This is a genomic window from Defluviitoga sp. (assembly GCF_035349255.1).
Taxonomy (GTDB): domain Bacteria; phylum Thermotogota; class Thermotogae; order Petrotogales; family Petrotogaceae; genus Defluviitoga.
Genome location: NZ_DAOPSE010000014.1, coordinates 16,523 through 40,485, shown reverse-complemented (window position 1 = coordinate 40,485; position 23,963 = coordinate 16,523). Strand labels below are relative to the sequence as shown.

Below are 23,963 nucleotides of genomic sequence, written 5' to 3'. Positions count from 1 at the left end.
GTGTGTCTTGTTGTTCTTTTAGCTGAGCCCTTTGGTCTTCTAAAAGACTTAGTATCTCAACTCTTAATTGTTCCATTTCTTGGATTATTGGTTCTTGGGATTCGATTGCCTGAACAATATTTTCGAAAGTTGCTTTGAACTGAGCAACAAGTTCTTGAATTTCTGCAAACTTTTCCCTTAAATCATCCATTGATATTCCGTATTGCATGGTCAATAAATATGAATCTAACTGATTGAAAGCTGCCAAAACAGAATTTTTATCCCCTTGAGATTTTGATTTAAAGTATGTAGATGAAACTTCAACAAGATTATTTAAACTCTGTAAAAAACTGTCTGAATAAAATACTAATGTCGAAACAAAATTTTTCTGTGCTAACTCCTTAAAGTTAATTATAGATTGTGATAATTCATCATGTATATTCTTAAAATCTTGACTAATTAATCTTTCCTTTTCGCTATTTAGTTGAATTATACGATTAAAATTATTCTCATAATCATTTATCTTATCGATTAAACTTTCAAGGCCATTGGTTCCCTCAATCTCAGTTGAAGTAGAAATAGCATCTTGTACATAAGAAATACTTGTAAGAAAGTTCTCTGCTATTTGTTCATCATAATTTACAACATAATCTTTTAAAGCAAGTGAAGCGTTAAAAAAGTGGATTTCTACTTGTGAGATAACGTCAGTTCGATCTGACAAAACAGTATAGCTTTCTAATCCATCATTTGATTTAATTAAGGAAAAGATATTAAAAATAACTGTTACAGCAAAAAAAGCCAGCATTACAAAAATGATTAAAAAGATTCTTCCTCTAATACTCTTTGAAGACATAACGTAATACCCCCTTTAGTTTTTGAATTTTTATTTTAATACAGTTTTTAATTACATTGTTCTATAATGTATTATAATATATTTAAGATAAAAACCACAAAGAAGAATTAGTTAGTTAAGGCGAATCATTTCACCTTACTACCCAAAATTGAAGGAGGTAAGAAATTTTGCAAGGAACTATAAAAATCTTAGGTGTACAAAAAGAAAAACAGCTCTATTTAGCTAATTTAGAAGATTCTCCTTTTTATCCAGATGGAAAAGGCGGGCAACTTGGAGATAGAGGGTATATAGGAGACGCAAAAATAATAGAGGTACGTGAAGATGCTGTTTTGTTGGACAAAGAAATAAGTGAGGGAGAACATATTTTTGAGATAGATGAAGAAAGAAGATTTGAGATATCTCAGCAGCACACTGCTCAACATATTCTATCCGCCGCCTTCGAAAAAATAGCTCATTTAAAAACAGTTGGCTTCAAGATGGGAGAAGAACATTCAACCATAGATTTAAATAGTTCTGAATTTAGCGAAGAAATATATACTGAAGTAGAAAGTCTTTCAAATAAAATAATTTCAGATTGCATCGATGTAGAAGAAATAACTGTAAACAAAGATGAAATTGATCATTTTACTTTACGGAAACCTTTAAGTGAAAAGATCGAGGGGCCTGTAAGAATTATAAAAATTGGAGAATTTGATGAGTCGGCGTGCGGAGGCTTTCATGTTAAGAACACAGGTAATATTAATTTAGTAAAGATCATCCATACAGAAAAAGTTAAAGGAAATTTGACAAGAGTTTATTTTATTGCAGGAAAAAGAGCTTTAAGAGATTACTCACTGAAACATAGTCTTCTAGAAAACCTTTCTTTAAAACTTACCTCTGGTATTTCTCAATTGGAGGAAAGGATAGAAGCGCTAATTCAAGAAAATAAAGAAACTAAAAACAAAGTTAAAAAGATATGTGAATATGCAACTCCTTTTGTTGTTGGTGAAATCATTAAAAATCCTATAATTATTCAAGATTACAGGATAATTTATTATAAAAAAGAAAACGAAATTGCTGACTTTATTAATAGTTTTATTGATTTAAACGAGTACACTTTAATAGTTGAAGATGAGGAAAACAGTACTTTTATGATGTTTTCAACAAGAATAAACTGTAAAAAATTTATAAATAAATTAAAGGAAAAATACGAAATAAAAGGTGGAGGAAGTGACGTTAGAGGAAACATTAAAGGGCAGATAACTCTCAATCAAATAATTGATAATTTAAAAGACTATTTAAAATGATTCTGCGGGTGTTTTGGAGTGTAGTAATATCTTGCTTGTCAACCACCCACCACTTAAAGAAGTGGGGGCTTGTAAAAGCTCTAGTTGACTAGCCTAAGTCTTAACTGACTACGTTGGGATGGTCATGATACCTTAGTGTACTCCTCTAGCACTATGCTCTATCGTCGGTGGTTAAAAGTTCTAAGGGGTAGGAACGGTGCTGCTGACATGACAAGCCATTTCAACATTGGCGAAGAGGCACTAACCCTTTTTTAAAAAGGAGGTACGAACCTTGAGAGTGTTCGTATTAAATATGCGTGGCAAACCACTTATGCCATGTAAACCACGAAAAGCAAGATTGTTATTGAAACAAGGTAAAGCCAAAGTTGTCAAACGAGATCCATTTACTATCCAATTGACAATTGCCACTGGGGAAGCAAAACAAGATATTTCTCTTGGTGTGGATTCAGGTAGTAAATATATTGGTATATCTGCAACTACCAAAAAACATGTTTTGTTTGAAGCAGAAGTTGAACTCAGAAATGATATTGTAAAACTTTTAGCTGATAGGAGACAATATCGTCGAAGTAGGCGTTATCGCAAAACGCGGTATCGTCAAGCAAGGTTTTTGAATCGTAAAAAACCTGAAGGTTGGTTAGCTCCGAGTATACAACACAAAATAAATAGTCATATCAAAATAATAGATATGCTAACCAAGTTATTACCAATAACCGATATCACAATTGAGGTTGCAAGTTTTGATATCCAAAAAATCAAGAACCCAGATATTCAAGACAAAGAATATCAACAAGGTGATCAGTTAGGCTTTTACAATGTAAGAGAATATGTTCTGTGGCGGGATAATTACCAATGTCAAGGTAGAAAAGGATGTAAAAACAAAATACTGAACGTTCACCACATCGAGTCTCGCAAGACAGGTGGCAATTCTCCAAACAACCTTATAACACTTTGTGAAACGTGCCATAATGATTATCATGCAGGTAAATTAAAGTTGAACTTAAAACGTGGCCAAATGTTTAAAGATGCAACATTTATGGGCGTTATGCGATGGGCAACTTATAATGCACTCAAAGAGTTATATCCAAATGTTAAATTGACATATGGATATATAACCAAACACAAGAGAATCAAATATGGTCTTGAAAAATCTCATAGAATGGATGCTCGATGTATTAGTGGTAATCCTTTGGCGAAACCATTAGATACCTATTATTATTTCAAATGTGTTCGCAAACAAAATCGTCAGCTACACAAAGCCACTCCATCTAAAGGCGGTGTTCGTAAAAATAATAAAGCTCCAAGATATCTACATGGTTTTCAACTATTTGACAAAGTATCTTACCAAAATCAAGAATGTTTTATATTTGGTAGACGAACTAGTGGTTATTTTGATTTACGGAAATTAGATGGGACAAAAGTTACTGCATCAGCTAGTGTCAAGAAATTGAAATTGATTGAAAGAGCAAATACATTATTATGTGAAAGGAGGGAAGGCAATTCCTCCCCTGCTTACACTATCGTTTAGAAGCAGGGGTCTCCTTGCCAAATTTATGAACTTGAAAAATATACTTGAATTCTAAAATCGAGCTTTTATTTTAGATCACTCCAAAGCACCCATATTTTTTATTTTTCCCAATTTTTTACTCTTTCTACAGCTTTCTTCCAACCTGAATACAAAGTTTCCCTTTCTTTTTCTGACATATTGGGTTGAAAACATTTTTCACACTTCCAAATCTTTTTCAACTCTTCTTTGTCTTTCCAATATCCAATCGCTAGTCCCGCCAAAAATGCTGCACCTAATGCCGTTGTCTCAACAATCAATGGCCTTTCTACTTCGATTCCTAATATGTCGGCTTGAAATTGCATAAGAAAATTGTTTTCTGATGCCCCTCCGTCTGCTCTAAGCTTTCTTAATGAAAGATCGGAATCTTTTTCCATTGCTTCCAACACATCTTTTGTGCTATAAGCAATAGATTCTAGGGTAGCTCGTACTATGTGTTCTTTTTTTGAGCCCCTTGTTAAACCAAATATTGCTCCCCTCGCATACATATCCCAATGCGGAGCCCCTAGACCAGTAAAAGCTGGAACAAAATAAACTCCCCCGTTGTCTTCTACCTTAGTAGCAAAATATTCTGAATCGGCAGATGAATCGATCAATCTCAACTGATCTCTCAACCATTGAACAGCTGCACCTGCAACAAATACAGAACCTTCTAGGGCATATTCAACTTTTCCGTTCAATCCCCAAGCTATTGTAGTTAATAATCCACTTTTTGATTTAACTGGAATTTCAGCAGTATTTAGTAACATAAAACATCCTGTACCATATGTATTTTTGGCCATACCTTTTTCGAAACATAATTGTCCAAAGGTAGCAGCTTGCTGGTCTCCAGCAATTCCACTTATTGGAACATTTGCTCCAAAAACACTGGCATCTGTATAACCATAGATTTCACTTGACTCTTTTACTTCAGGTAGTAAAGATTTTGGAATATTTAATATCTTTAGTAAATCATCGTCCCATTTTAAATCGAAGATGTTGTATATCATAGTTCTTGATGCATTACTATAATCTGTTACATGTACTCTTCCTCTTGTGAGTTTCCAAATTAACCATGAATCAACGGTCCCAAATTTTAATTCTCCTTTTTCAGCTCTCTTTCTAACTCCCTCTACATTATCTAAAATCCATTTTATTTTAGTACCAGAAAAATATGCGTCTATCAATAAACCCGTTTTACTTCTGATCAATTCTTCATAGCCTTTTCCCCTTAACTCATCGCAAATTGATGAAGTCCTTCTATCTTGCCACACTATTGCATTGTAAACCGGCTCACCCGTTTTAGCATCCCAAATAATTGTTGTCTCTCTTTGATTAGTTATTCCTATCGCTGCTATCTGTTCGGGTTGTATATTAGAAACGCCTAAAACATTTGCGATTACTCCTATAGTTGTTCCCCAAATTTCATCAGGGTTATGTTCTACCCAGCCAGGCTTTGGATAAAGCTGAGAAAATTCTCGTTGTGATGAGTTTACTATATTTCCTTCATGATCAAAAATCATTGCTCTAGAACTTGTTGTACCTTGATCTATTGCTAAGATATATTTTCTCAATTTTTTAACCTCCTTACCTAAAAATGTGTCATTCCTTTTATAACTAATCTTTTTAAAACTTTCTATAGTTTAAAAATCCATATTATTAGAAAAGATATCAATCCTGAAGCAAGTGGTGTTCCTATCCAACCAAATACTATTTTTAGTATCAATTTATAATCAAAAGTCTTGGTTCCAGTTGCCAGACCTACCCCTATAATTGATCCAATAATAGCCTGAGTGGCGCTAACAGGGATACCTATAAGAGAAAATATCCATAATGATATGGAAACTCCAAAAATGGATATAGCAGATGAAAAGTGGTCCATTTCCAAAATTCCTTTCCCCACTGTGTGCAAAACTTTCTGATTTGTTGTCAGTATGCCAACAGCTATAGCAATTCCACCTATCATAGTTAAAATCGTTGGAGTGAACAAAATATCAGCAAATACTCCTGTTACATTAGCAACATTGTTTGCTCCCAAAGAATACGAACTATAGATGATTACAATCCATGTAAGAATTTTTATAAATCTATCTTGACCAGCTATAGTTAAAAACTTTCTAAACAATAAAGAAAGTGCATTATACAAAACAAAAGAAAAAAACATTGCGCCAACAGGGGTTAATAACCAAGATACTAAAATTCCTACTAACAACCCAAGATTCACTTCGCCTTTTAAAATGGTTGCACCAATTAGGGAACCTACAACAGCTTGGGTAGCTGATGCAGGAAGTGCAAACAAAGTCATTAAAAACATGGATAAAAACGCACAAAAAAGCGATAAGGAGAGGAATCTAATGTCTAGATTGGTTAACTGACTTAAAGTTTTTAAACCAGCTTTTCCTCCAACAACAGCTCCTAAAAAAACGAAAATCGCTGAAACTATTCTTACTTTTTTGTAAGAAACAAGTCCCGAAACAACTGGGGGTCCAAATATATGACAAGCATTGTTAGTCCCCAACGACCAACCTAGCAAAAGAGAAGGTAAAATATAAAAAAAGATCATATAGGAAGGTTCCTCCCTCAAGAAGCATTCAAAATATTAATAAAAAAAGCCCATTTTTGCTATCTTATCTAGCAAATATAGGCTTTTCTCTTAATCACCAGCCAAAATTTTATAGTTTTATAATATAATTTAAGCGTTTAAACTATAAATATTTTATCATTTATGATTAACATTTGTCAAAGTTAAATAAATTCATTTATAGTGAAAATAAAAGGATTAAAAGGCTTTATTTAGTAATTTTAAAGTTTCTTACACGTTTTCTTTTTTTGTGGAAAAGTGGTATAATTACATCGTGTGTAAAAAATTCAAAATTATTTGTTCAGCACTCAGAAAAATTTTACAACTAGCTACGGCATTAAATCAGCAAAAGAAGTTCGATTTTTTAAAACAGGCGTTCACGTTTTAGGGTTACGTGATGATGGAATTGGCTTACCTTCAAAAGAATTAATAAAAAAGGATTTTTTTCTGTTTAAAAAAAGAAATGTTAATTTAATATCGATAATTTTAGCTATTTAAAATTATTCTTTAAGATTATTTAAAGCTTCCTTAGATAGTACATAAGAAAATTAATGTTAAATATCAGGTTTTATCTGATACAAAATTTTTTATTATGTGATATAATGATTTGATTGCTTATTATACTTTTTCTAGGAAGGGGGAATTTAGCTTGAATCAGTGTTGTTCTAAAAAAGGCTATTTTGCGATCTTTTTTTACCTCATCTTGCTAGTATCTTCTTTTGCAAGTTATTCAGTTATAACTCATACAGTTCAGCAAAACGAAACTCTTTTCAGTATTTCTATCAAATATAACGTATCTATTTCTACTATTTTCGATTGGAATCCAGGAATTTCACCTAATACTTTAAAAATAGGTCAATCATTGAAAATACCTCAACCAGATGGTTATCTATATGAAGTTAAAAAAGGTGACACCCTTTCATCTGTTGCAAAATTATTTTTTGCCGATGTTGAAGACATAAAAAAGGCTAATGACCTTTCTTCTAGCACTATTGTTATTGGTCAAAAGATTTTCGTCCCTAGTAAAATAATTGGAAAAGGTTTCAACAATGAAAAAAGTATCATTTGGCCAACTTACGGAACTCTTTCGTCTTTATATGGCTATAGAATTCATCCTATAACAGGCGAAAGGATCCTTCATAAAGGTGTAGATATAGCAGCTCCCATAGGAACACCCGTATTTTCTGCAGAAGACGGCGTGGTTGATTATGTGGGAGAAAATAACGGTTACGGCTTGATGATTCAAATAAACTCTGGTAAAGATTCATATATTTATGGACATTTATCTCAAATCAATGTTTACAGTGGACAGTACGTTAAAAAGGGTCAATTGATTGGGAGAGTGGGTAATACTGGAGTTAGCACAGGGCCTCATTTACATTTTGAAGTACAAAAAGGCAGCAAACTTTATGATCCACTGGTTCTTCTTCCATCTCGTAGCAACATTTACGTTTTGGACGAAAGAGAAAGCACCTACGGTGTCGGAGGAGAATAATTTAATTATTTAAATTTTTATTCAACACTATCCTATTCCACGTTTTATACGTTTGTTCTAAAATATATCTCTCTTTTTCTATAGCATAATGAATTTTATTTTCAATAGCAATTTTGTAACCTAAATCTAAAGATCTTAAAGATTCTTCTCTTAGTTTTTTCACCCCTTTATATTCCCTGTCATCTCCTGCGGAATCGGAGATGACAAGGATTTTTCCAATTTGACCCATGTATTCATAGCCGCTCGTATGATAATATACAGCTTCATAAATTTCTTCATCTATTTTATACTTCCGCTTCAAAAATTCTGCACTGATCATACCGTGTAAAAGTATTGGAGCAGACATTTCAAATTCAGTTATAGGAATACTGTAGATTTTTGCTATAGTGATGAGTTTGGAAGGTTCAACTTCACGAAACAAATCATGACCAAGTGCTGCTATTCTTACTCTTTCTTGAGAAACTTTATGTATCCTTGCCAAACGTTGAGAAAAATATACCACATTATATACATGATTTAACCTATCTGTAGATTTTATCATTATTTTTAAATACTGTTCTAAATTTGATATAATTTCTTTCGTATTCAAAATCTAGCCTCCTGGTAGCAGGACTATCGCTCTGAAACAAACACAATATATTAAAAACCCGTTAATTTTAAAGCCTTAAAAACACTATACGGAGGAGTGCTTTATTTTATATAAATGTCTTCATAATTTAGACTACACTAATTGCATCTCCTGAATAACTTTTGTAAAATGAAAGTTAAACTCAAAAAATAATATAATCTTCTCCTTCTACTTCTAAGCCAAGCATTGTCTCTATATCTTTTTCTATTTGTTCTATCAGATCCAGTAGGTAATCTTTATTTTTACTTAAAGAAGCAATATATATTTCAAGGTGATTCTTCGAATCGTTGTAGTTCCCTTCTATAATTGAAATATTATATTTTTTTTGTAGTTTATTTGTTAAGTTTTTTACTATAGACCTTTTGTCTTTCAAGGAATTCATACCAAAAAGCCTTATCTTCAATTTTAATTTTAGACAAAACATGTTTACTGTCTCACCATCTTTTGTATTCTATTTTATTTAAAAGATATTCTTCAAATCTAGCCATAAGAAATAATAAGTCAGATAATCTGTTAATATATTTTTTTATTATTGGAGAAACTGGTTCCTTTTTATCTAAAGAAATAATTCTACGTTCAGCTCTTCGTGCAACTGTCCTGCATATTTCTAGTTTTGATGATTGAATTGTGCTACCAGGAACTACAAAACCTTTTAGTTTTACTCTCTTCTCAAATTGTTCAACATAATTAGTAATTCTTTCTACATCTGCTTCTTCTATTGGATGAGGATATTGCTTGTCTTTTGAAGCTAATTCTCCACCCAATCTGAACAGATCATTTTGTATCTCATTCAATATTTTTTTGACTTCTTGTGAATTTACGTAATGCTTTGCTTCAGAAATAAACGCATTTAATTCATCTATAGTTCCATAAGACTCAACTCTGAGGTCATCTTTAGATATTCGTTCGCCACTCCAAAGGAAAGTTTCTCCGTTATCGCCTGTTTTTGTAGATATTGACATGTTTTATTGACCTCCTTTTTTCAATATCTATAGCTACTTTAAAAATTCTAAAACTTACGTTTATTAATATTTTAAATTTGAATTTTTTTAAAAAAATCTCTTTCTAAAAACACTCATGTAGAGTATTTCTAAAGCTTAAAATTAAAAAGTTTCCAAATCTTGTAAGGCTAATTACCATTTCTTACTAACTATTAACTTAGAAAAAAAGGGAAAGATATGCTAAAAAGCATATCTCTATATAAAAAGATTTCTTGCGATTGTTTTTTCTTTTTAATTATTTACCTTGAGCTTCCTCTTCTCTTCTTCTTTCCTCGATAATTCTATTTTGTATATCAGGGCTTACTTCAGCATAATGTGAAAGTTTCATGTTAAAATATCCCTTACCTGATGAAATTGAACTCAATCTTGGTGAAAAGTCTAACATTTCTGCTAAAGGAACCTCTGCCATTATTTTATCGTATCCTTTTCCTACGGATTCCATACCCATAGGTCTTCCTCTTCTTGCAGTTATCTCACCAATAACGTCTCCTGTGTATTGATTTGGAACAAAAATTTCTACATACATTATAGGTTCCAAAATCACTGGAGAATCATTTTCCATAGCTATTTTAAAAGCGTTTCTAGCCGCAATTTGGAAAGATATATCCGAAGAATCAACTTCGTGATAAGAACCATCATATAGAATAACCCTTACATCGACAACAGGATAACCAGCCAAAACTCCTCTTTTCATTGCTTCTCTTATTCCTTTATCAACAGAAGGTATATAATTTTTAGGTATAACTCCACCAACAATTTTATCGACAAATTCATAACCTTGACCTCTTTCTAAGGGTTCTATTTCTATCTTAACATGACCGTATTGACCGTGACCTCCTGTTTGTTTTTTATGTTTATATTCAGCTTGTGATTTGCTTCTAATTGTTTCTTTGTAAGCGATCTTAGGTTTACCTACTTCAAAGTTTATCCCAAAAGTTTTCTTTAATTTTTCAATCATAATTTCCAAATGAACTGTACCCATGCCACTAATAACAGTTTCAGCAGTTTCTGGATCAAACTCCCACTTGAATGTCGGATCTGATTCGGCAAGCTTTGCTAAAGAATCTGTAATTTTGTCTATTTCATTCTTGGATTTTGGAGTTATTGCTTTTGAAATCATGGGTTCTGGAAATTCTGGTAGTTTTATCGTAAAGGGAATTTCGACAGAAGAAATAGTTTGATTAATCTTACTTGTCTTTAATTTAGGTATTACAACTATGTCACCAATATTGGCCTCTTCTATTTCTTCGTTTTTTTCATATTTGGGGATATATATATGAGAAATCTTCTCTTTAGTATTTTCTTCAACTATATAAATAGACGCTCCACTTTTTAACGAGCCCCTTAAAATCCTTATATAAGTCATTTTACCAACAAAAGGATCAACTTCATTTTTTACTATAAAACCCAAAAGAGATTCGTCATTTTCTAAGTCTATTTCTTGATTTTCGTTTGTATAGAATGTCCTTTCCACAGGAAGAGCCCCTATATCTTTTATATGAGACACCAGTCTATCTACTCCAATATTCTTAATAGCTGATCCAAAGAGCACGGGAGCAACTTCTTTGTTCACGTAAGCTTGATGAAAAGCTGATTTTATTTCGTCAGGAGTCAGTCCCTCTTCTCCTGTTTCAAAATATTTCTCCATTAATTCTTCACTGCTTACTACTATATCTTCAATAAGCTCAGAATGATATTCGGTAAAATAAGGTTCAACTTCTTGAGGTATAACTTGTTGTTTAGCTGGTTTGCTTTTAATGCTTGAATAAATGAATGTATCTTTGGTTAGAAGATCAGTGACACCTTTGAAAGAGGATCCTTGACCAACTGGTAATTGTAGAGGAGCTATTTTAATGCTATCTCCAAAATTTTCTCTTAAATCTTGAATTATATTTTGAAAATCAACTCCATCTTTGTCCATTTGATTTACAAAAAACATGATAGGCTTGTCTAAATCTTGAGCCATATGCCATATTCTTTCTGTCGTAACTTCAACACCTGAAGAAGCATTAATAACAATTACAACATTATCTACAGCTGTTAAAGCTACTTGTATTTCGCCTATAAATTCGGCAGAACCCGGAGTATCAAAAAAATAAAACCTTGTATCATCGACATCGAGAGAAAAAATATGGTTGGAAAAGGTACCTTCTCTTTCTTTTTCTATTGGATCTCTATCCAAAAATCTTTGACCTATTCTGTCCGCAGTTGCGTAATTCATCAAAAGTGCATCAGTCATGACGGTTTTTCCGCACCAATGATGACCAAAAAGACCGACAATTCTTTTGTTGTTAGGATTATTAATGTTCATAGTATCCCTCCGTTTTATTATCTATTTTTCGTAAACACTTATTAACACAGGAATATAATCTCTTGTTTTCCCATTTTTATAGTTCTGTATATCTCCATTATAAAATACTATCGATGAACTTCCTCCATCTAGTAACATAGCTTTCTCATAGATCCCTAAATTGAGTAAAAACTTTCTTAATTCGTCGTATGTTAAGCCTGAATCCGGATTATCATATCCTTCAATAACCATAAATGTGATCATACCTTGTTGATCTATTGCAACTAAAGTTCTAGAAGTTTTTCCATACACTATACCATTGGAATAACTCCTTTTCTCACTCTCATACTGCTCCTGAGTGTAATTCGGATATAGTAGAATTGGGCCTCCTTCTAATAATAAGATGGGATTTCCAACTATGTTATCACTCTTTTTGAGCAGGAAATTAATCTTAGAACCAATAGACACGTTCTCTAAATACTTTTCATACTTCTTGTCAATTAGAATAAGCTTTTCCCCTTCTTTCGGAGTAGTTTTTTTCTTTGAAATTAGTTCGTTGTTTTTATTAAACAAAAGAAATACATAATTATCTTCGTTTTCTTCAATTTTTCCTTTGTATTCATACGTATATAGTTTCACATCGCCTTTCCAATTCGAATTAATTGATTTAACCCAAAAAAGGAGACCATTTATTTCCATTTGATATTCTAATTTTACGTAATCAATGTCTACCTCGTTTTTTTCGTTTATAATTAAAGCTGGCCTTGAGTAAGAACTCAAATGTAACAATTCCCCACCTGAAATGATGTTACCTACCGGCTCTAATGTTTGCGTATCGAAAAAAGAGGCATTGACAGAAAAGATAGGGTTTTTATTCTTCAAAAAAGTGCTTACATTCGAATAAGTACCTAAGTTGTTTAGATCGACTTTTAACTGGTATTTTTTTGGATCAACGCATAATTGATATACTTTAATTTGTTGACCATTGAATGTTTCTACTCTTTCTGAATAAGAAAGCCCTTCTTTTGATAATTTACTACTTGGTACCGGGGATAAAAGCGGGCTAGCTTCAATATCTTTGGTTTTTAATTTGACCTGTAGATCTTTTCCTTGGATATTAATATTATATTCAAAGTCACTTCTAAATCTGAGATAAAACGTATTATTTGAATAAGTGTAATCAGCATTCGCTGGAACAGTTGTTATCGGGCTAACCGGTTTTATGGTTAATAAATAGTCCCCCGCACTAGATATTTTAGTCAAAGTTATAGAGAAATCATCTAAATAACTATCCAAAGAAACCGATATTTCGTTTGTTGAAACTTTCAAGTTAGTTATTTGAGGTAAAGTAGAATAGAAAAATATATTCTCATAATTCTCGAAATAGTTTAACTTTAAAAAAGAAGCTAAAACATCTTGTCTTATATACACGTTACCGTTTGTAGTTACCACAGAATCATTGTATTTATCTATAAAATTGATCTTAGAATAAAAATCATTTAAACTAATCTCTAAAACATCTTTTTTATATATTACGTAAATGATTCTAGATGTTTTATTTATAACCATTGAATCATACTTCGACAGATCTTCAACGTTAATATAATAATTCGTTTGACTCTTTATGGCATCCATATGAACAGGAGATTTATTCTGAAAAATAAAAATTGCTTGTGCAGCAAAAGTATTTATAACCAATAATATAAAAAGAAATATCATGATAATTTTTTCCATTAATTCTCCTCCCACGCCACCTTTGATAATTAAAACTTCTCTCTAAAACTACTCCAGTACATCAAATATTATATCATTGCTGACATATGAAGGTATAACTTCTTGAATTAAATAAGCTTGATCTAATAGATCCAAGGCATATTCCACATTACTATTTTGAGAAATAAACAGTGTAGCTATTGTTTCATCTTTTTCTACTTTATCTCCCAATTTTTTAAATATCTTCAATCCAACAGATAAATCTATCGAGTCCTCTTTTTTCTCTCTTCCAGCACCTAAATACATGGACGCCATTCCAATTTTTTCCGTATCTATGTAATTGACATGACCTGAATTTTTCGCTTTGAAATCAACAGTATTCTTAGAGATACTTAAAACTTTTTCTGGATTATCTACAACTTTTTCATTTCCACCTTGAGCTTTTATCCATTCTTTCATTTTTTTTGCAACAACCCCGGCTTCTATGTTTTCAATTAACTTTTTCTTTGCTTCTTGATAGGATATTATACCAGCTAAATCTGCCATATGTGAAGAAATCTCTATACATAGCTCTGTAAAATCTTTTGGCCCTGTACCTTTAACAGTATTTACAGCTTCTAACACCTCTAGGGAATTTCCTACTGTCTCACCCAATGGTTGATGCATGTTAGTGATTAAGGCTTTTGCCTTTCGATTATGCCTTTTTGCAATGCTTAGCATAATTTTGGCAAGGTTTCTTCCATCTTCAATACTCTTCATAAACGCTCCAGATCCTACTTTTACATCTAATACGATTCCATCGCTTAACACAGCAAGTTTTTTACTCATTATACTAGAAGCAATTAACGAAAGTTCTTCAACTGTTGCAGTAGCATCCCGCAAAGCATACAACTTTTTATCTGCTGGTGCTATGTTGGCAGTCTGACCAGCTACCACTATTCCCACTTCATTAGCAATTTTATAAAACTCATCTACCTGTAGATCAGTTTTAAAACCTGGGATAGCTTCTAACTTATCTATCGTTCCACCTGTATGACCTAAAGACCTTCCTGAAAGTTTAGCAACTTTTAGGCCCAAAGAAGAAACCATTGGAGCTATTGCTATAGTAGTTTTATCTCCAACCCCGCCCGTGGAATGTTTGTCTATTTTTTCCCCTTCAATTTGAGAAAGATCTATTATGTCACCACTCTCTAGCATTATTTCAGCAAGATTATAACTCTCTTCCTCTTCCATATGTCTAAAAAATATTGCCATTAGCCAAGCCGCAACTTGATAGTCAGGTATTTCGCCTTTTAAATATCCTTCAATTAAAAATTGTATTTCCTCTCTAGAGTTCACTCCTCCATCTCTTTTTTTCTTTATAATATCATAAGCTCTCAATTTGTCATCTCCTTTTCGTACTTAGAATCAGAATGAACAGGAAAAATTACCCTAAACAACGTCCCATTATTTTCTTCACTATCCAAAAATATCCTAGCTCCGTGGTTATCCAATATGGTCTTTACTATATACAGACCTAATCCAAATCCCGGTACTTGTCTGGTTCTTGATTTATCAACTCTATAAAAAATATTAAATATCTTTTTTAATTCTTTGGATGGTATACCAATACCGGTATCCTCTACTTCAAATATCACTTCATTATTTTCTTTGTACAATCTTAGCCAAACTTTTTTTTCACCTTTTTCTTTTAAGGCAGTATATTTAAAAGCATTGTCTAAAATATTGTAGACAGCTTGCAATAATCTATCTTCATTACCAACGATGTATATATCGTCTTCAATTTCTCCAATAAATTCTATACCAGTTTTTTTTGCGACTATTTTAAAAAAGTCGCAGGCTTTTTTTACTGTATTTGAGAAGTTAATTACTTCAAATTTCTTTTCTTCTCCTACAGCTTTTTCTAATCTTTGAATATCTAAAAGATCGTTAAACATTCTAGTTAATCGGGCTGTTTCTTCTTCAATTTTCTTCAAGAATGAACGAGTTTTCGCATCTAATCCTTTTTCATTCAATAAAATTTCTAAATATCCATTAATTACCGAAAGAGGTGTCCTCATTTCATGAGACATTATTGTCAAAAATTCTTTCCTAAGATTTTCTAAATTAATTTCTTTAGTTATATCAGTTAATATTATAACGCGATAATTCTCCACGTTGATCGATTTTACTTTACAATTAAAATATCTTTTTTCTGGATAGTAAAACAGAATCTCTTTTTCTAGGTCTACACCTTTTTTAAAACTTTGAATTACTAAATCTACCAAATCATGATTATCAACTACTGCTGTCAAAGACCGACCAACAAAATCTTCACTATTAAAAAGATATTTTGCAACATTGTTTGCAAAATCTATCCTTGCTATATCAGGGCCCTTGGAAGAGACTAGTATTACCCCTTCAGAGAGTGCGTCAAGAATGGAAAAAATGTTCCTTCTTTTATACTTTTCTAATTTATATTTTTCTTCTAAGTTTTTTATATAATGATTCAACTGGTGCAATAAAAAGTCGTCCAAAGGATTATTTATATTTATTTTTAAAATTTTTGCAATTTCATCTTTAAACTTTTTGTATGATTTCTCTAAATTTCTTTTTTTAAAATAAAGATATAAAGTTATAACATTTAGAACACTAAGCACAACTATAACGACTACGTATGCTTTTGCCAATCTTGCTCACCTGACTTGTCTTGAAAATTAGAAAAAAGAAGAAAGACTCACAAAAATAAACAAGAAGTTTAAACAAAAGAAAGTCACCTTTAACGTAAACTACCCCCAATTAGAAATGGTTTCTTTATGATTGATAATATAAATACGTCAGTTTTAGTGAGTGTTTTTGTTTGCACTTTTCAACTTTTATAATAAGTAACTCAAATAATTTTTTATTTATGAACTTACATCATCTATACTTGAAGATCGCTTTAAAATAACACTTTCTTTAATTATAACATAACCGTTTAAAAATTTGTCAATTTATAACAGCTCAAAAAAATAGCAGGGGATTAATCCCCTGCTATTTTATTATTTAAAATTCTCTTTCTTTTCCTGGATCTCTGAACTTATAGCCTTTTCCTCTGACAGTTATTATGTATTTTGGATTAGAAGGATCTTCTTCGATTTTAGTTCTTAACCTTCTTATATGGACATCAACTGTCCGGGTATCTCCATAATAATCATAACCCCACAATTTATCTAGTAATACATCTCGGCTGAAAACCTTTCCTTCATTTTTGGCAAGGAATACAAGTAAATCAAATTCTAGCGGTGTTAAACTCACTGGTTGATTTCTTACCCAAACTTCCAATCTTTCTGTATCTATTACTAAATCTTTTGCAGTAATCTTTTTTGGTCCCTCTTCTTTCATTTGAGCAGAAGCAGCTTGTCTTCTGAATATACTTTTTATTCTAGCTAGAAGTTCCCTTACATTGAAAGGTTTAGTCACATAATCGTCGCTGCCCAGTTCTAAACCAGCAACTTTATCAGCCGCATCATCTTTAGCACTTAATATGAGTACAGGGGTGGTACGATAATTTTCATTGGATTTTAATACTCTAATCAAATCAAATCCATCCATTGAACCCGGTAACATAATATCGATGATAAAGAAGTCGACGTCCTTTTCCTCCAATTTCTTTAATGCCTCGTCAGCGGAAATGGCTGTTACTACTTCATAACCTTCCTTTGTTAAATTTAAGGATAACATTTCAGAGATCGCAGGATCGTCTTCGACAATCATAATGGTCTTTTTTGCCAACTTACTCCCCCCTTTTGGGATAATTTTATTTTCTATTTTGATTTATTAGCTCTATAAAACTATTTTTGTAGACACTTATCTATCTTTTCTAGATCTCTGATAAGTTCGAACAATTTATTTTTTCATTTATGTTCTTTTTTAATATTTTTTTTGACACTACGTTTCTAACAACTTCAAATTGAGCAACCTTTTCCACTTCATCATATACTTCGCCAGAGAAATAAACTTTATTTCCTAGGACATCTATAATTCTTAATTTTATAAATACTTTAAAGGAATAAGGAGTAAAAGAAAAATGTTCTATCTTACTGTAAGAAACTACCGAAACAAAACTTTTGTCTAAGCATCCTCTTAGAACATCATAGCAGCATTTATGTATCTCTTCTAGAAGAGATACTGGACTGAGTATGTAAAAATCAATCACATCACTATCTTCAGACCAAATATAACTTTCATCCCTAACCTTAAAAGAGTAATTAAATTCTTTACCCTTCAATAAATTTATTTTTTCCAATGAAGTATTCATAATGTGGCGTCCTTTCATATTCTGGTGTTTTTGGATAAAATAAACTATCAACTAAATTCTCTAGTTCTTTAACGTCTTTTTCAAGAAGATTTTTTAACTCTTCACCAGAAATCGCTTCTTTTTCTAATAAATACTTTGCTATTAAATCAAGCTTTTCTTTATTTTCTAACAAAATAATTTTTGCTTTTTCATAGCTATCATTTATCAATCTTTTAATCTCAAAATCAATTTCCTTTGCTGTTTCATCTGAGTAATTTACTTCCCTAAATAGTTCTCTAGCCAAGAACGTTTCTTCACTTTCATCACTCCAAGCAACTGGCCCTATCTTTTCGCTCATACCTAATTCTGCAACTACTTTTCGTGCTATTATCGTCGCTCTTTTGAGATCATTTTCTGCGCCAGTAGTAATATCTCTAAAAACTATTTCTTCAGCTGCTCGCCCTCCAAGTAACACTACTAGGTCATCTAAAATTTCAGATTTACTCATTAAATATTTATCTTCCGTGGGTAATTGAAGGGTATATCCTAGAGCGGCATAACCTCTTGGAATTATAGTAACTTTATGTACTGGATCTGCATTTGGAAGAAGAGTGGCTAGTATTGCGTGGCCTAGTTCATGATATGCAACTACCTCTTTTTCTTCTTGTGATAAAATTCTTGTTTTTCTTTCAGGGCCAGCAATAACTCTTTCGATAGCTTCTTCACAATGAGCCATTGTTATATATTTCTCGCCACTTCGTGCAGCTAAAAGAGCTGCTTCATTAACTAAATTTTCTAAATCTGCTCCCACAAAACCTGGAGTTGCCCTAGCTAAAACATCTAAATCAACATCAGGGGCCACTTTCTTTCCCCTAAAATGTATTTTTAAAATTTCTTTTCTTCCTTCGGCATCTGGAATATCTACAACAATCTTCTTGTCAAATCTTCCAGGCCTCAATAACGCTCTATCCAGTACGTCCGGTCTATTTGTTGCTGCCATAACTATTACACCAATATTTGGATCAAATCCATCCATTTCAACTAATATAGCATTTAACGTTTGCTCCCTTTCATCGTGACCCCCACCAAGCCCTGCTCCTCTTTGCCTTCCAACTGCATCAATTTCATCAATGAATATGATCGAGGGGGCATGAGCTTTAGCCTGATTAAAGAGATCTCTGACTCTAGCTGCTCCAACTCCAACAAATAATTCAACAAAATCAGAACCACTTATATAAAAGAATGGAACATTTGCTTCTCCTGCCACAGCTCTTGCAAGTAATGTTTTTCCAGTTCCAGGAGGCCCAACTAACAGCACTCCTTTAGGCATCCTTGCTCCTAGTTTAGTAAAAGCTTTCGGATCTTTTAAAAACTTAATAATATCTTGAAGTTCCTCTTTAGCTTCCTTTACTCCAGCAACATCATCAAAGGTCACTCTGTTTTTTGAATCAGTATATTTTTTCGCGGGACTCCTTATAAAAGTCATTCCTTCAGTAGGCGATCCTTTTGCTGGCCTAAGCAAAAGGTTCATCATTATTATAAAGAGAAATAACGGTAGGAATATAGTTAATAAAGTAACCCACCAACTATTTCCAAAACTTTTAACATATTGAACTTGTATACCCTGACTCGCTAATCCATAAACATATTGTTGATCACTCAAAAGGTTTGGTGCATAAGTTTTATAAAAAATTCCTTCTTTGCTTTTAGCTCTTACATATCCGGAATCATCAATTTCGATTGATAGAATTTCACCTTTTTCTATCATCTGAACGAGTTCGCTATACTCAATTTTTGTAACATCTTTGGTATTCAAGAGACTACTTATACCAAGGTATATAAATAGAGCTATTAAAATGTATATAATTAGTAGTCCAAATACATTGCTTTTTTTCTGCAAAAACAAGCCTCCTTTCTAATGTTCCAAAAGTTTTATTCTTCACGAAATTACTTTATCAAAGCTTTGTTATTACTAAAAAATCTTTGTCCTTGACAACTTCTAAACCTTTCAGTATCCGTCTACCCCCGCTTCTCATCAACAGAACTTTCTGCGTTTCTTCCATATTAGGAGGATACTCTTGAAATTTTAAAAATGTTAACCTCAAAACTTCTGCATCAAAAATATCTTTTTCTAACTTGATTTTGTAACTATTATCGTTTATTTTATGAGCACGTTCTTCAAACTTTTTCTCAACTTCATTTCGATACTCCCAAACTGTAGTAGCTAACCTAAAAAAACTTTTTTGATAACTCGGATTTATCTCCTTCATCTTTGGACAAATTTCGTATCTTATTTTATTTCTAGAATATTCAAGTGAATAATTATATTTATCTTCCACGTATGGAATGTTATTTATTTTAACATAATTTTCGATTTCTTCCAAATCTACACATAACATAGGCTTTGCTAAAACCCCTTCTAATGGAACCATCCCTGCTAGTCCATATATGCCTGTGCCTCTAATAATCCTATAAATCATCGTTTCGACTAAATCATCCATATGGTGGGCTGTCGCTATTTTATCATAGTTTAACTCTTTCATTTTTCTAAAAAAGAAGTTGTATCTCAATTCTCTTCCAGCAACTTCAATTCCTACTTTGTTTTCTTCTGCATATTTAAAAACTTCTTTTCTTTCTACAAAGAACGGAACTTTTAATTCTTTACACATTTGCCTTACAAATTCTTCGTCATCTGGTGCTTCTTCTCGCATTCCATGATTTAGATGAGCTACAGCTATTTCAAATTTATAAATCTGCGATAATTTCGCCATGCAATTGAGTAAGCATACTGAATCTTTACCCCCAGATACACCTAGTAATATTCTATCATATTTGTTAAAAATTTTATAGTCTTTGATGAATTTAAAAATCTTTTTTTCAAATTCATGAAGTACCATGTATTATCCTCCAAAAAACTTCAAATTTACTTAAAATATAAATAATGATAAGTAAAAAAATTTTTAGCGTCATTGGACGCCGCTACTCATACCTTACTTTTCTAATTTTTGGAGCCGGCGAAGGGATTTGAACCCCCAACCTACTCATTACGAATGAGCCGCTCTTCCGTTGAGCTACGCCGGCAAAATAAAAATACATCTTAAAATAAGATTTATTAACGTACTGTTTATATTATACTACATTTTAATAATTTGTCAACTATATAATTCATTGAAATAAATAGATTAAGATAAAAATATCTTGTGTATTGCTAAAAAAAATGTTATAGTCTAATACTTTGTTAGTCCATAATACTATCTGAGTATTTATTCTTTTTCTAGTTGAATTCATATAATTTTCAATTAATCACTCAATTAGTTATCTATCAAATGACTTAAATTATCTCTACCTCCTTCCAAAAGAGTCAGGAATATGTTATCATTAACAGTGACTTCAAATCATGATCTAACCAATTGTTTTCACGGACATTTAATATGATCTAACGCAATGTCTTTACAAAAAACAATTTTTATGGTATAATAAGTTGAACATTCGAATTGGGGACGTGGTGAAGCTGGTTATCATGCCGGTCTGTCACACCGGTGGCCGCGGGTTCGAGTCCCGTCGTCCCCGCCAGCTTGATATTTCATCCTTAGTTTTTTCATTTTACTATCCACCCTTTGATTTCACTACTTTTTATATTTTATTTATTCAAGGACGCCCTAGTGGGCGTCTTTTGTCATTTATACAGAAGACAACTAAAAGAATGTTTTGCATGGTTTGCTATTTGTAAGTTATTTCTGTGATAATTATTTTTAAGCTTAATTTAAACTTTATTTATTATTATAAATTGTGGCTTAATAAGAAATATTAAGTTAAAAATTATAATAATTTTGTATAAATAAATTTAATTTGTGATATAATTAAAGTGACAGATATTTTACAAAATCTAACTAAAAATACCCTATAAAAATAAAACTTATGGGGTTTTTGTGTTGTAATCTTTTTAAAACATAATTGTAAAATTGACGAATCAATATGGTTTTAAGAATTGAAATCGTGTTTGAAGATTGATTAGATAATAATCACATTATACTAGCTAGACCTTTCTTAATTATCTGGACATAAGAAAAATATGAAGGAGGCTTGACATACATGAAACGTCAAGTAAATTATGACTTCTATATCGAAAATCTTCAAGAAATGGCACAACTTTTTCAGCAAATCAATTGGGATGAAAGCGAAAAGGATTTTCTGGATAAGTTATTGAAAATTGCAATTAAGATAATTCCAGAAGCTGAATGTGGTTCTATATGGCTAATTAAAGGAGCTTTATATAAAGCGATTGTTGGTGAGGGTTACAATCAAGAATTATTGTCTAAAATGGAAGTGCCAGTAAGTGATGCCTTTGTAAGCAAGTATATGAATTCAGATATTTTAGAAGTTAAAAATATTATTGATTACAATACACCAGAAACAGATTTATACAAAATAAGTAAAATGATGCACAAAAAAAATAACAATATGGTTACTTTGATTGCTACATTGAAAAATGGCGATCAGGTGGCAGGTCATATTTACATAGATAGTTTTCACATTGAATCTTTTGATGAAGGCTCTAAAAAGATTCTTGAAATGTTTAGCCATCTAGCTTCAACCTTCCTAACTCTTAAATTTTTAAGAGATGCTGAAAGAGAAAGTGCTGAATTAAACGCTAATTATTTAAGTTTTATTAGCCACGAACTTAGAACGCCTTTAACTGCAATTATAGGTTTTGCCGAAACAATTTTAGCAAACAAAGACATGACAAAGAAGGAAATCATAAATATTGTAAAGAAGATACTTTTATCTGCAAAGCATATGAACTCACTAATTGAAGATATTTCTACGTTTAACAAATTAAATAGGGAAACAACTCTTCACCTGGAAAAAGTAAATCTTAAAAAATTGATCTATGAAGTTTTATCTATATTGGAGGTCTCTGCTTCACCAAACGTAGAAATAGTGTTTAATTATCCTACCGATATTCCAACGGAAATAGAAACAGATAGTACAAAGCTGAAGCAAATTTTAATGAATATCATTGAAAATGCTATAAAATATACTAATCAAGGATACGTCCGTATCGATGTTAATTATGAAAATAATACAAAACATTTTATCATTACCATTCAAGATACAGGTCCTGGAATTCCCGAAGAAGAGTTAAAGGATATATTTAAGCCATTTTTAAGGCTAGCAAAAGACAAACCCGGCAGTGGATTGGGATTAGCTATCGTGAAAAAAAATATAGAAATATTAAAGGGAGACATTGAAGTCGAATCTAAATTATCTGTGGGAACTACTTTTAAAATTAGAGTCCCCGCCTTCTTAAGTTCACTGGTGAATTAGCATTGATCACCATAACATATATTGTGAAAAAATTTAGGAAACAATACTTTTGAATTTCCTCCTAATTTTAGAATCCTATCCATTTCTTCGATTTCTAGGAGTATTTGTTCTATAATTTTAAGATCATAAATTTTTGATATATTTATCTTTCTTTCTTTATCAGTTTTAAAATTGAAACCCAAGAAATTTGCCACTCGTTGCTGTGAAACTTCTGCCTCTTTGCTAATTTTTGATATTTCAGGCCATGTGTAAGATGGTTGATTTTTTGTACTTAGTGTGTTTAATTTAACAGAAAGTAAATCTAAGAAATAAGTAAAAAGATAACTGTTTAAAGCGATTGGAGAAAATTGAGGAGAATTTGCCAAAACAGCAAATTTATCGATCGTTTGTGAAAAATCTTTTTTTACTAAACTATAACAAAGCTCCTCATAAGTTATTGCTGGAAAAACAGAAAGAATTTCTTCAACCTCGACAAGGTTAATTATTTCATTCTCAGTATATATAGAAACTTTTTTAATTTCTTCATATAACAACTCTTCATTTTTCCCTACAAGTTCCAGAAATCTAAAGGCAACTTCTTCATCCATGCTCTTACCAAACATATCAGATATGTTTTTTATAAATTTTAGCCAAAGATCATCTTGCCATGGTGATGGCAAAGAGAATTCGAATTTCTTATCAAATTTTATATTAGTAAGACTTTTACTTTCTTTTTTAGTATCTACAATAATTGTTCCGATAAACGAATCTTTTTGCTTTGTTAAAAATTTTGTTATTTTTTCTTGTTGATGTATCTTGAATTCGGAAAATTCAAAAAAAACTACAATCTTTTCTTGAGCAAATAAACTTCCCATGGTGAAAATCTTATCTAATAATTCATCATCATAATTTTCGGGCGAAATTCTTATCAATTCAGCATTTTTGTGTTTATTTAAAATTTCCTCTATTTTTTTGTTCTTTAGGATCTTTGAATCTCCTAAAATGAGAATTGTTTCCATTGAAGTGAATCCT

Annotated in this window: 18 protein-coding genes, 2 tRNA genes and 1 pseudogene; 5 read left to right on the top strand and 16 right to left on the bottom strand. The window is 31.7% G+C overall.

The annotated features are described in order from the left end of the window. Positions 1-832: pseudogene (locus PKN74_RS05100) on the bottom strand (methyl-accepting chemotaxis protein); the annotation flags it as partial. 167 nt (positions 833-999) lie between these two features. Between PKN74_RS05100 and PKN74_RS05095 the strand changes: the two are divergent. Both PKN74_RS05095 and iscB read left to right on the top strand, forming a co-directional pair. Further along, a complete protein-coding gene (locus PKN74_RS05095) occupies positions 1,000-2,118 on the top strand; it encodes an alanyl-tRNA editing protein (protein WP_472309255.1) in 1,119 nt (372 codons plus the stop codon). Between the two features lie 271 nt (positions 2,119-2,389). Then, positions 2,390-3,643 carry an RNA-guided endonuclease IscB gene (iscB, locus tag PKN74_RS05090; RefSeq protein ID WP_472309253.1) on the top strand — a complete coding sequence of 418 codons (1,254 nt, stop codon included), beginning with the start codon at positions 2,390-2,392 and terminating at the stop codon, positions 3,641-3,643. 98 nt (positions 3,644-3,741) lie between these two features. Here iscB and glpK read toward each other — a convergent pair whose 3' ends face one another. Then, positions 3,742-5,232, bottom strand: coding sequence for a glycerol kinase GlpK (gene glpK / locus PKN74_RS05085; RefSeq protein ID WP_472309251.1), 1,491 nt, complete (start codon positions 5,230-5,232; stop codon positions 3,742-3,744). A 62-nt stretch (positions 5,233-5,294) separates the two neighbouring features. After that, positions 5,295-6,221, bottom strand: coding sequence for an inorganic phosphate transporter (locus tag PKN74_RS05080; protein ID WP_472309249.1), 927 nt, complete (start codon positions 6,219-6,221; stop codon positions 5,295-5,297). Positions 6,222-6,888: 667 nt separating this feature from the next. Here PKN74_RS05080 and PKN74_RS05075 point away from each other — a divergent pair. Continuing rightward, positions 6,889-7,734, top strand: coding sequence for a peptidoglycan DD-metalloendopeptidase family protein (locus tag PKN74_RS05075; RefSeq protein ID WP_472309247.1), 846 nt, complete (start codon positions 6,889-6,891; stop codon positions 7,732-7,734). Between the two features lies 1 nt (position 7,735). Here the strand turns inward: PKN74_RS05075 and yqeK are convergent, their stop codons facing one another. The 12 genes from yqeK to PKN74_RS05015 form a co-directional block, all read right to left on the bottom strand. Next, complete coding sequence (gene yqeK / locus PKN74_RS05070) at positions 7,736-8,323, bottom strand: bis(5'-nucleosyl)-tetraphosphatase (symmetrical) YqeK (protein WP_472309245.1); 588 nt, start codon at positions 8,321-8,323, stop codon at positions 7,736-7,738. A 181-nt stretch (positions 8,324-8,504) separates the two neighbouring features. After that, positions 8,505-8,786 carry a DUF503 domain-containing protein gene (locus PKN74_RS05065; protein WP_472309243.1) on the bottom strand — a complete coding sequence of 94 codons (282 nt, stop codon included), beginning with the start codon at positions 8,784-8,786 and terminating at the stop codon, positions 8,505-8,507. 10 nt (positions 8,787-8,796) lie between these two features. After that, the gene (locus PKN74_RS05060; protein WP_472309241.1) at positions 8,797-9,324 is read right to left on the bottom strand and encodes a cob(I)yrinic acid a,c-diamide adenosyltransferase; all 528 of its coding nucleotides are present in this window, start codon (positions 9,322-9,324) and stop codon (positions 8,797-8,799) included. 274 nt (positions 9,325-9,598) lie between these two features. Then, complete coding sequence (gene fusA, locus PKN74_RS05055; protein ID WP_472309239.1) at positions 9,599-11,674, bottom strand: elongation factor G; 2,076 nt, start codon at positions 11,672-11,674, stop codon at positions 9,599-9,601. A gap of 21 nt (positions 11,675-11,695) precedes the next feature. Next, positions 11,696-13,387, bottom strand: coding sequence for a phosphodiester glycosidase family protein (locus PKN74_RS05050; protein WP_472309237.1), 1,692 nt, complete (start codon positions 13,385-13,387; stop codon positions 11,696-11,698). Between the two features lie 48 nt (positions 13,388-13,435). Then, positions 13,436-14,746 carry a thymidine phosphorylase gene (locus PKN74_RS05045; RefSeq protein WP_472309235.1) on the bottom strand — a complete coding sequence of 437 codons (1,311 nt, stop codon included), beginning with the start codon at positions 14,744-14,746 and terminating at the stop codon, positions 13,436-13,438. Beyond that, the gene (locus PKN74_RS05040) at positions 14,743-16,035 is read right to left on the bottom strand and encodes a sensor histidine kinase (RefSeq protein WP_472309233.1); all 1,293 of its coding nucleotides are present in this window, start codon (positions 16,033-16,035) and stop codon (positions 14,743-14,745) included. Before PKN74_RS05040 ends, PKN74_RS05045 begins: the two co-directional genes overlap by 4 nt. 355 nt (positions 16,036-16,390) lie before the next feature. Further along, positions 16,391-17,119: a response regulator transcription factor gene (locus PKN74_RS05035; protein WP_045087655.1), complete on the bottom strand. Its 729-nt coding sequence runs from the start codon at positions 17,117-17,119 to the stop codon at positions 16,391-16,393. 88 nt (positions 17,120-17,207) lie between these two features. Beyond that, the gene (locus tag PKN74_RS05030; protein WP_472309231.1) at positions 17,208-17,645 is read right to left on the bottom strand and encodes a thioesterase family protein; all 438 of its coding nucleotides are present in this window, start codon (positions 17,643-17,645) and stop codon (positions 17,208-17,210) included. Continuing rightward, positions 17,605-19,524, bottom strand: coding sequence for an ATP-dependent zinc metalloprotease FtsH (ftsH, locus tag PKN74_RS05025; protein ID WP_472309229.1), 1,920 nt, complete (start codon positions 19,522-19,524; stop codon positions 17,605-17,607). Before ftsH ends, PKN74_RS05030 begins: the two co-directional genes overlap by 41 nt. 55 nt (positions 19,525-19,579) lie before the next feature. After that, positions 19,580-20,521, bottom strand: a complete 942-nt coding sequence (gene tilS / locus PKN74_RS05020; protein WP_472309227.1) for a tRNA lysidine(34) synthetase TilS — start codon at positions 20,519-20,521, stop codon at positions 19,580-19,582. A gap of 109 nt (positions 20,522-20,630) precedes the next feature. Then, a tRNA-Thr gene (locus PKN74_RS05015) sits at positions 20,631-20,705 on the bottom strand. Between the two features lie 415 nt (positions 20,706-21,120). Here PKN74_RS05015 and PKN74_RS05010 point away from each other — a divergent pair. Both PKN74_RS05010 and PKN74_RS05005 read left to right on the top strand, forming a co-directional pair. Next, positions 21,121-21,197, top strand: a tRNA-Asp gene (locus PKN74_RS05010). A gap of 519 nt (positions 21,198-21,716) precedes the next feature. After that, positions 21,717-22,952 carry a sensor histidine kinase gene (locus PKN74_RS05005; protein ID WP_472309225.1) on the top strand — a complete coding sequence of 412 codons (1,236 nt, stop codon included), beginning with the start codon at positions 21,717-21,719 and terminating at the stop codon, positions 22,950-22,952. Here the strand turns inward: PKN74_RS05005 and PKN74_RS05000 are convergent. Beyond that, positions 22,949-23,950 (bottom strand): DNA polymerase III subunit delta, encoded by a 1,002-nt coding sequence (locus tag PKN74_RS05000; protein ID WP_472309223.1) that lies wholly within the window; start codon positions 23,948-23,950, stop codon positions 22,949-22,951. The two genes, PKN74_RS05005 and PKN74_RS05000, sit on opposite strands and share 4 nt — an antisense overlap. Positions 23,951-23,963 lie beyond the last annotated feature (13 nt).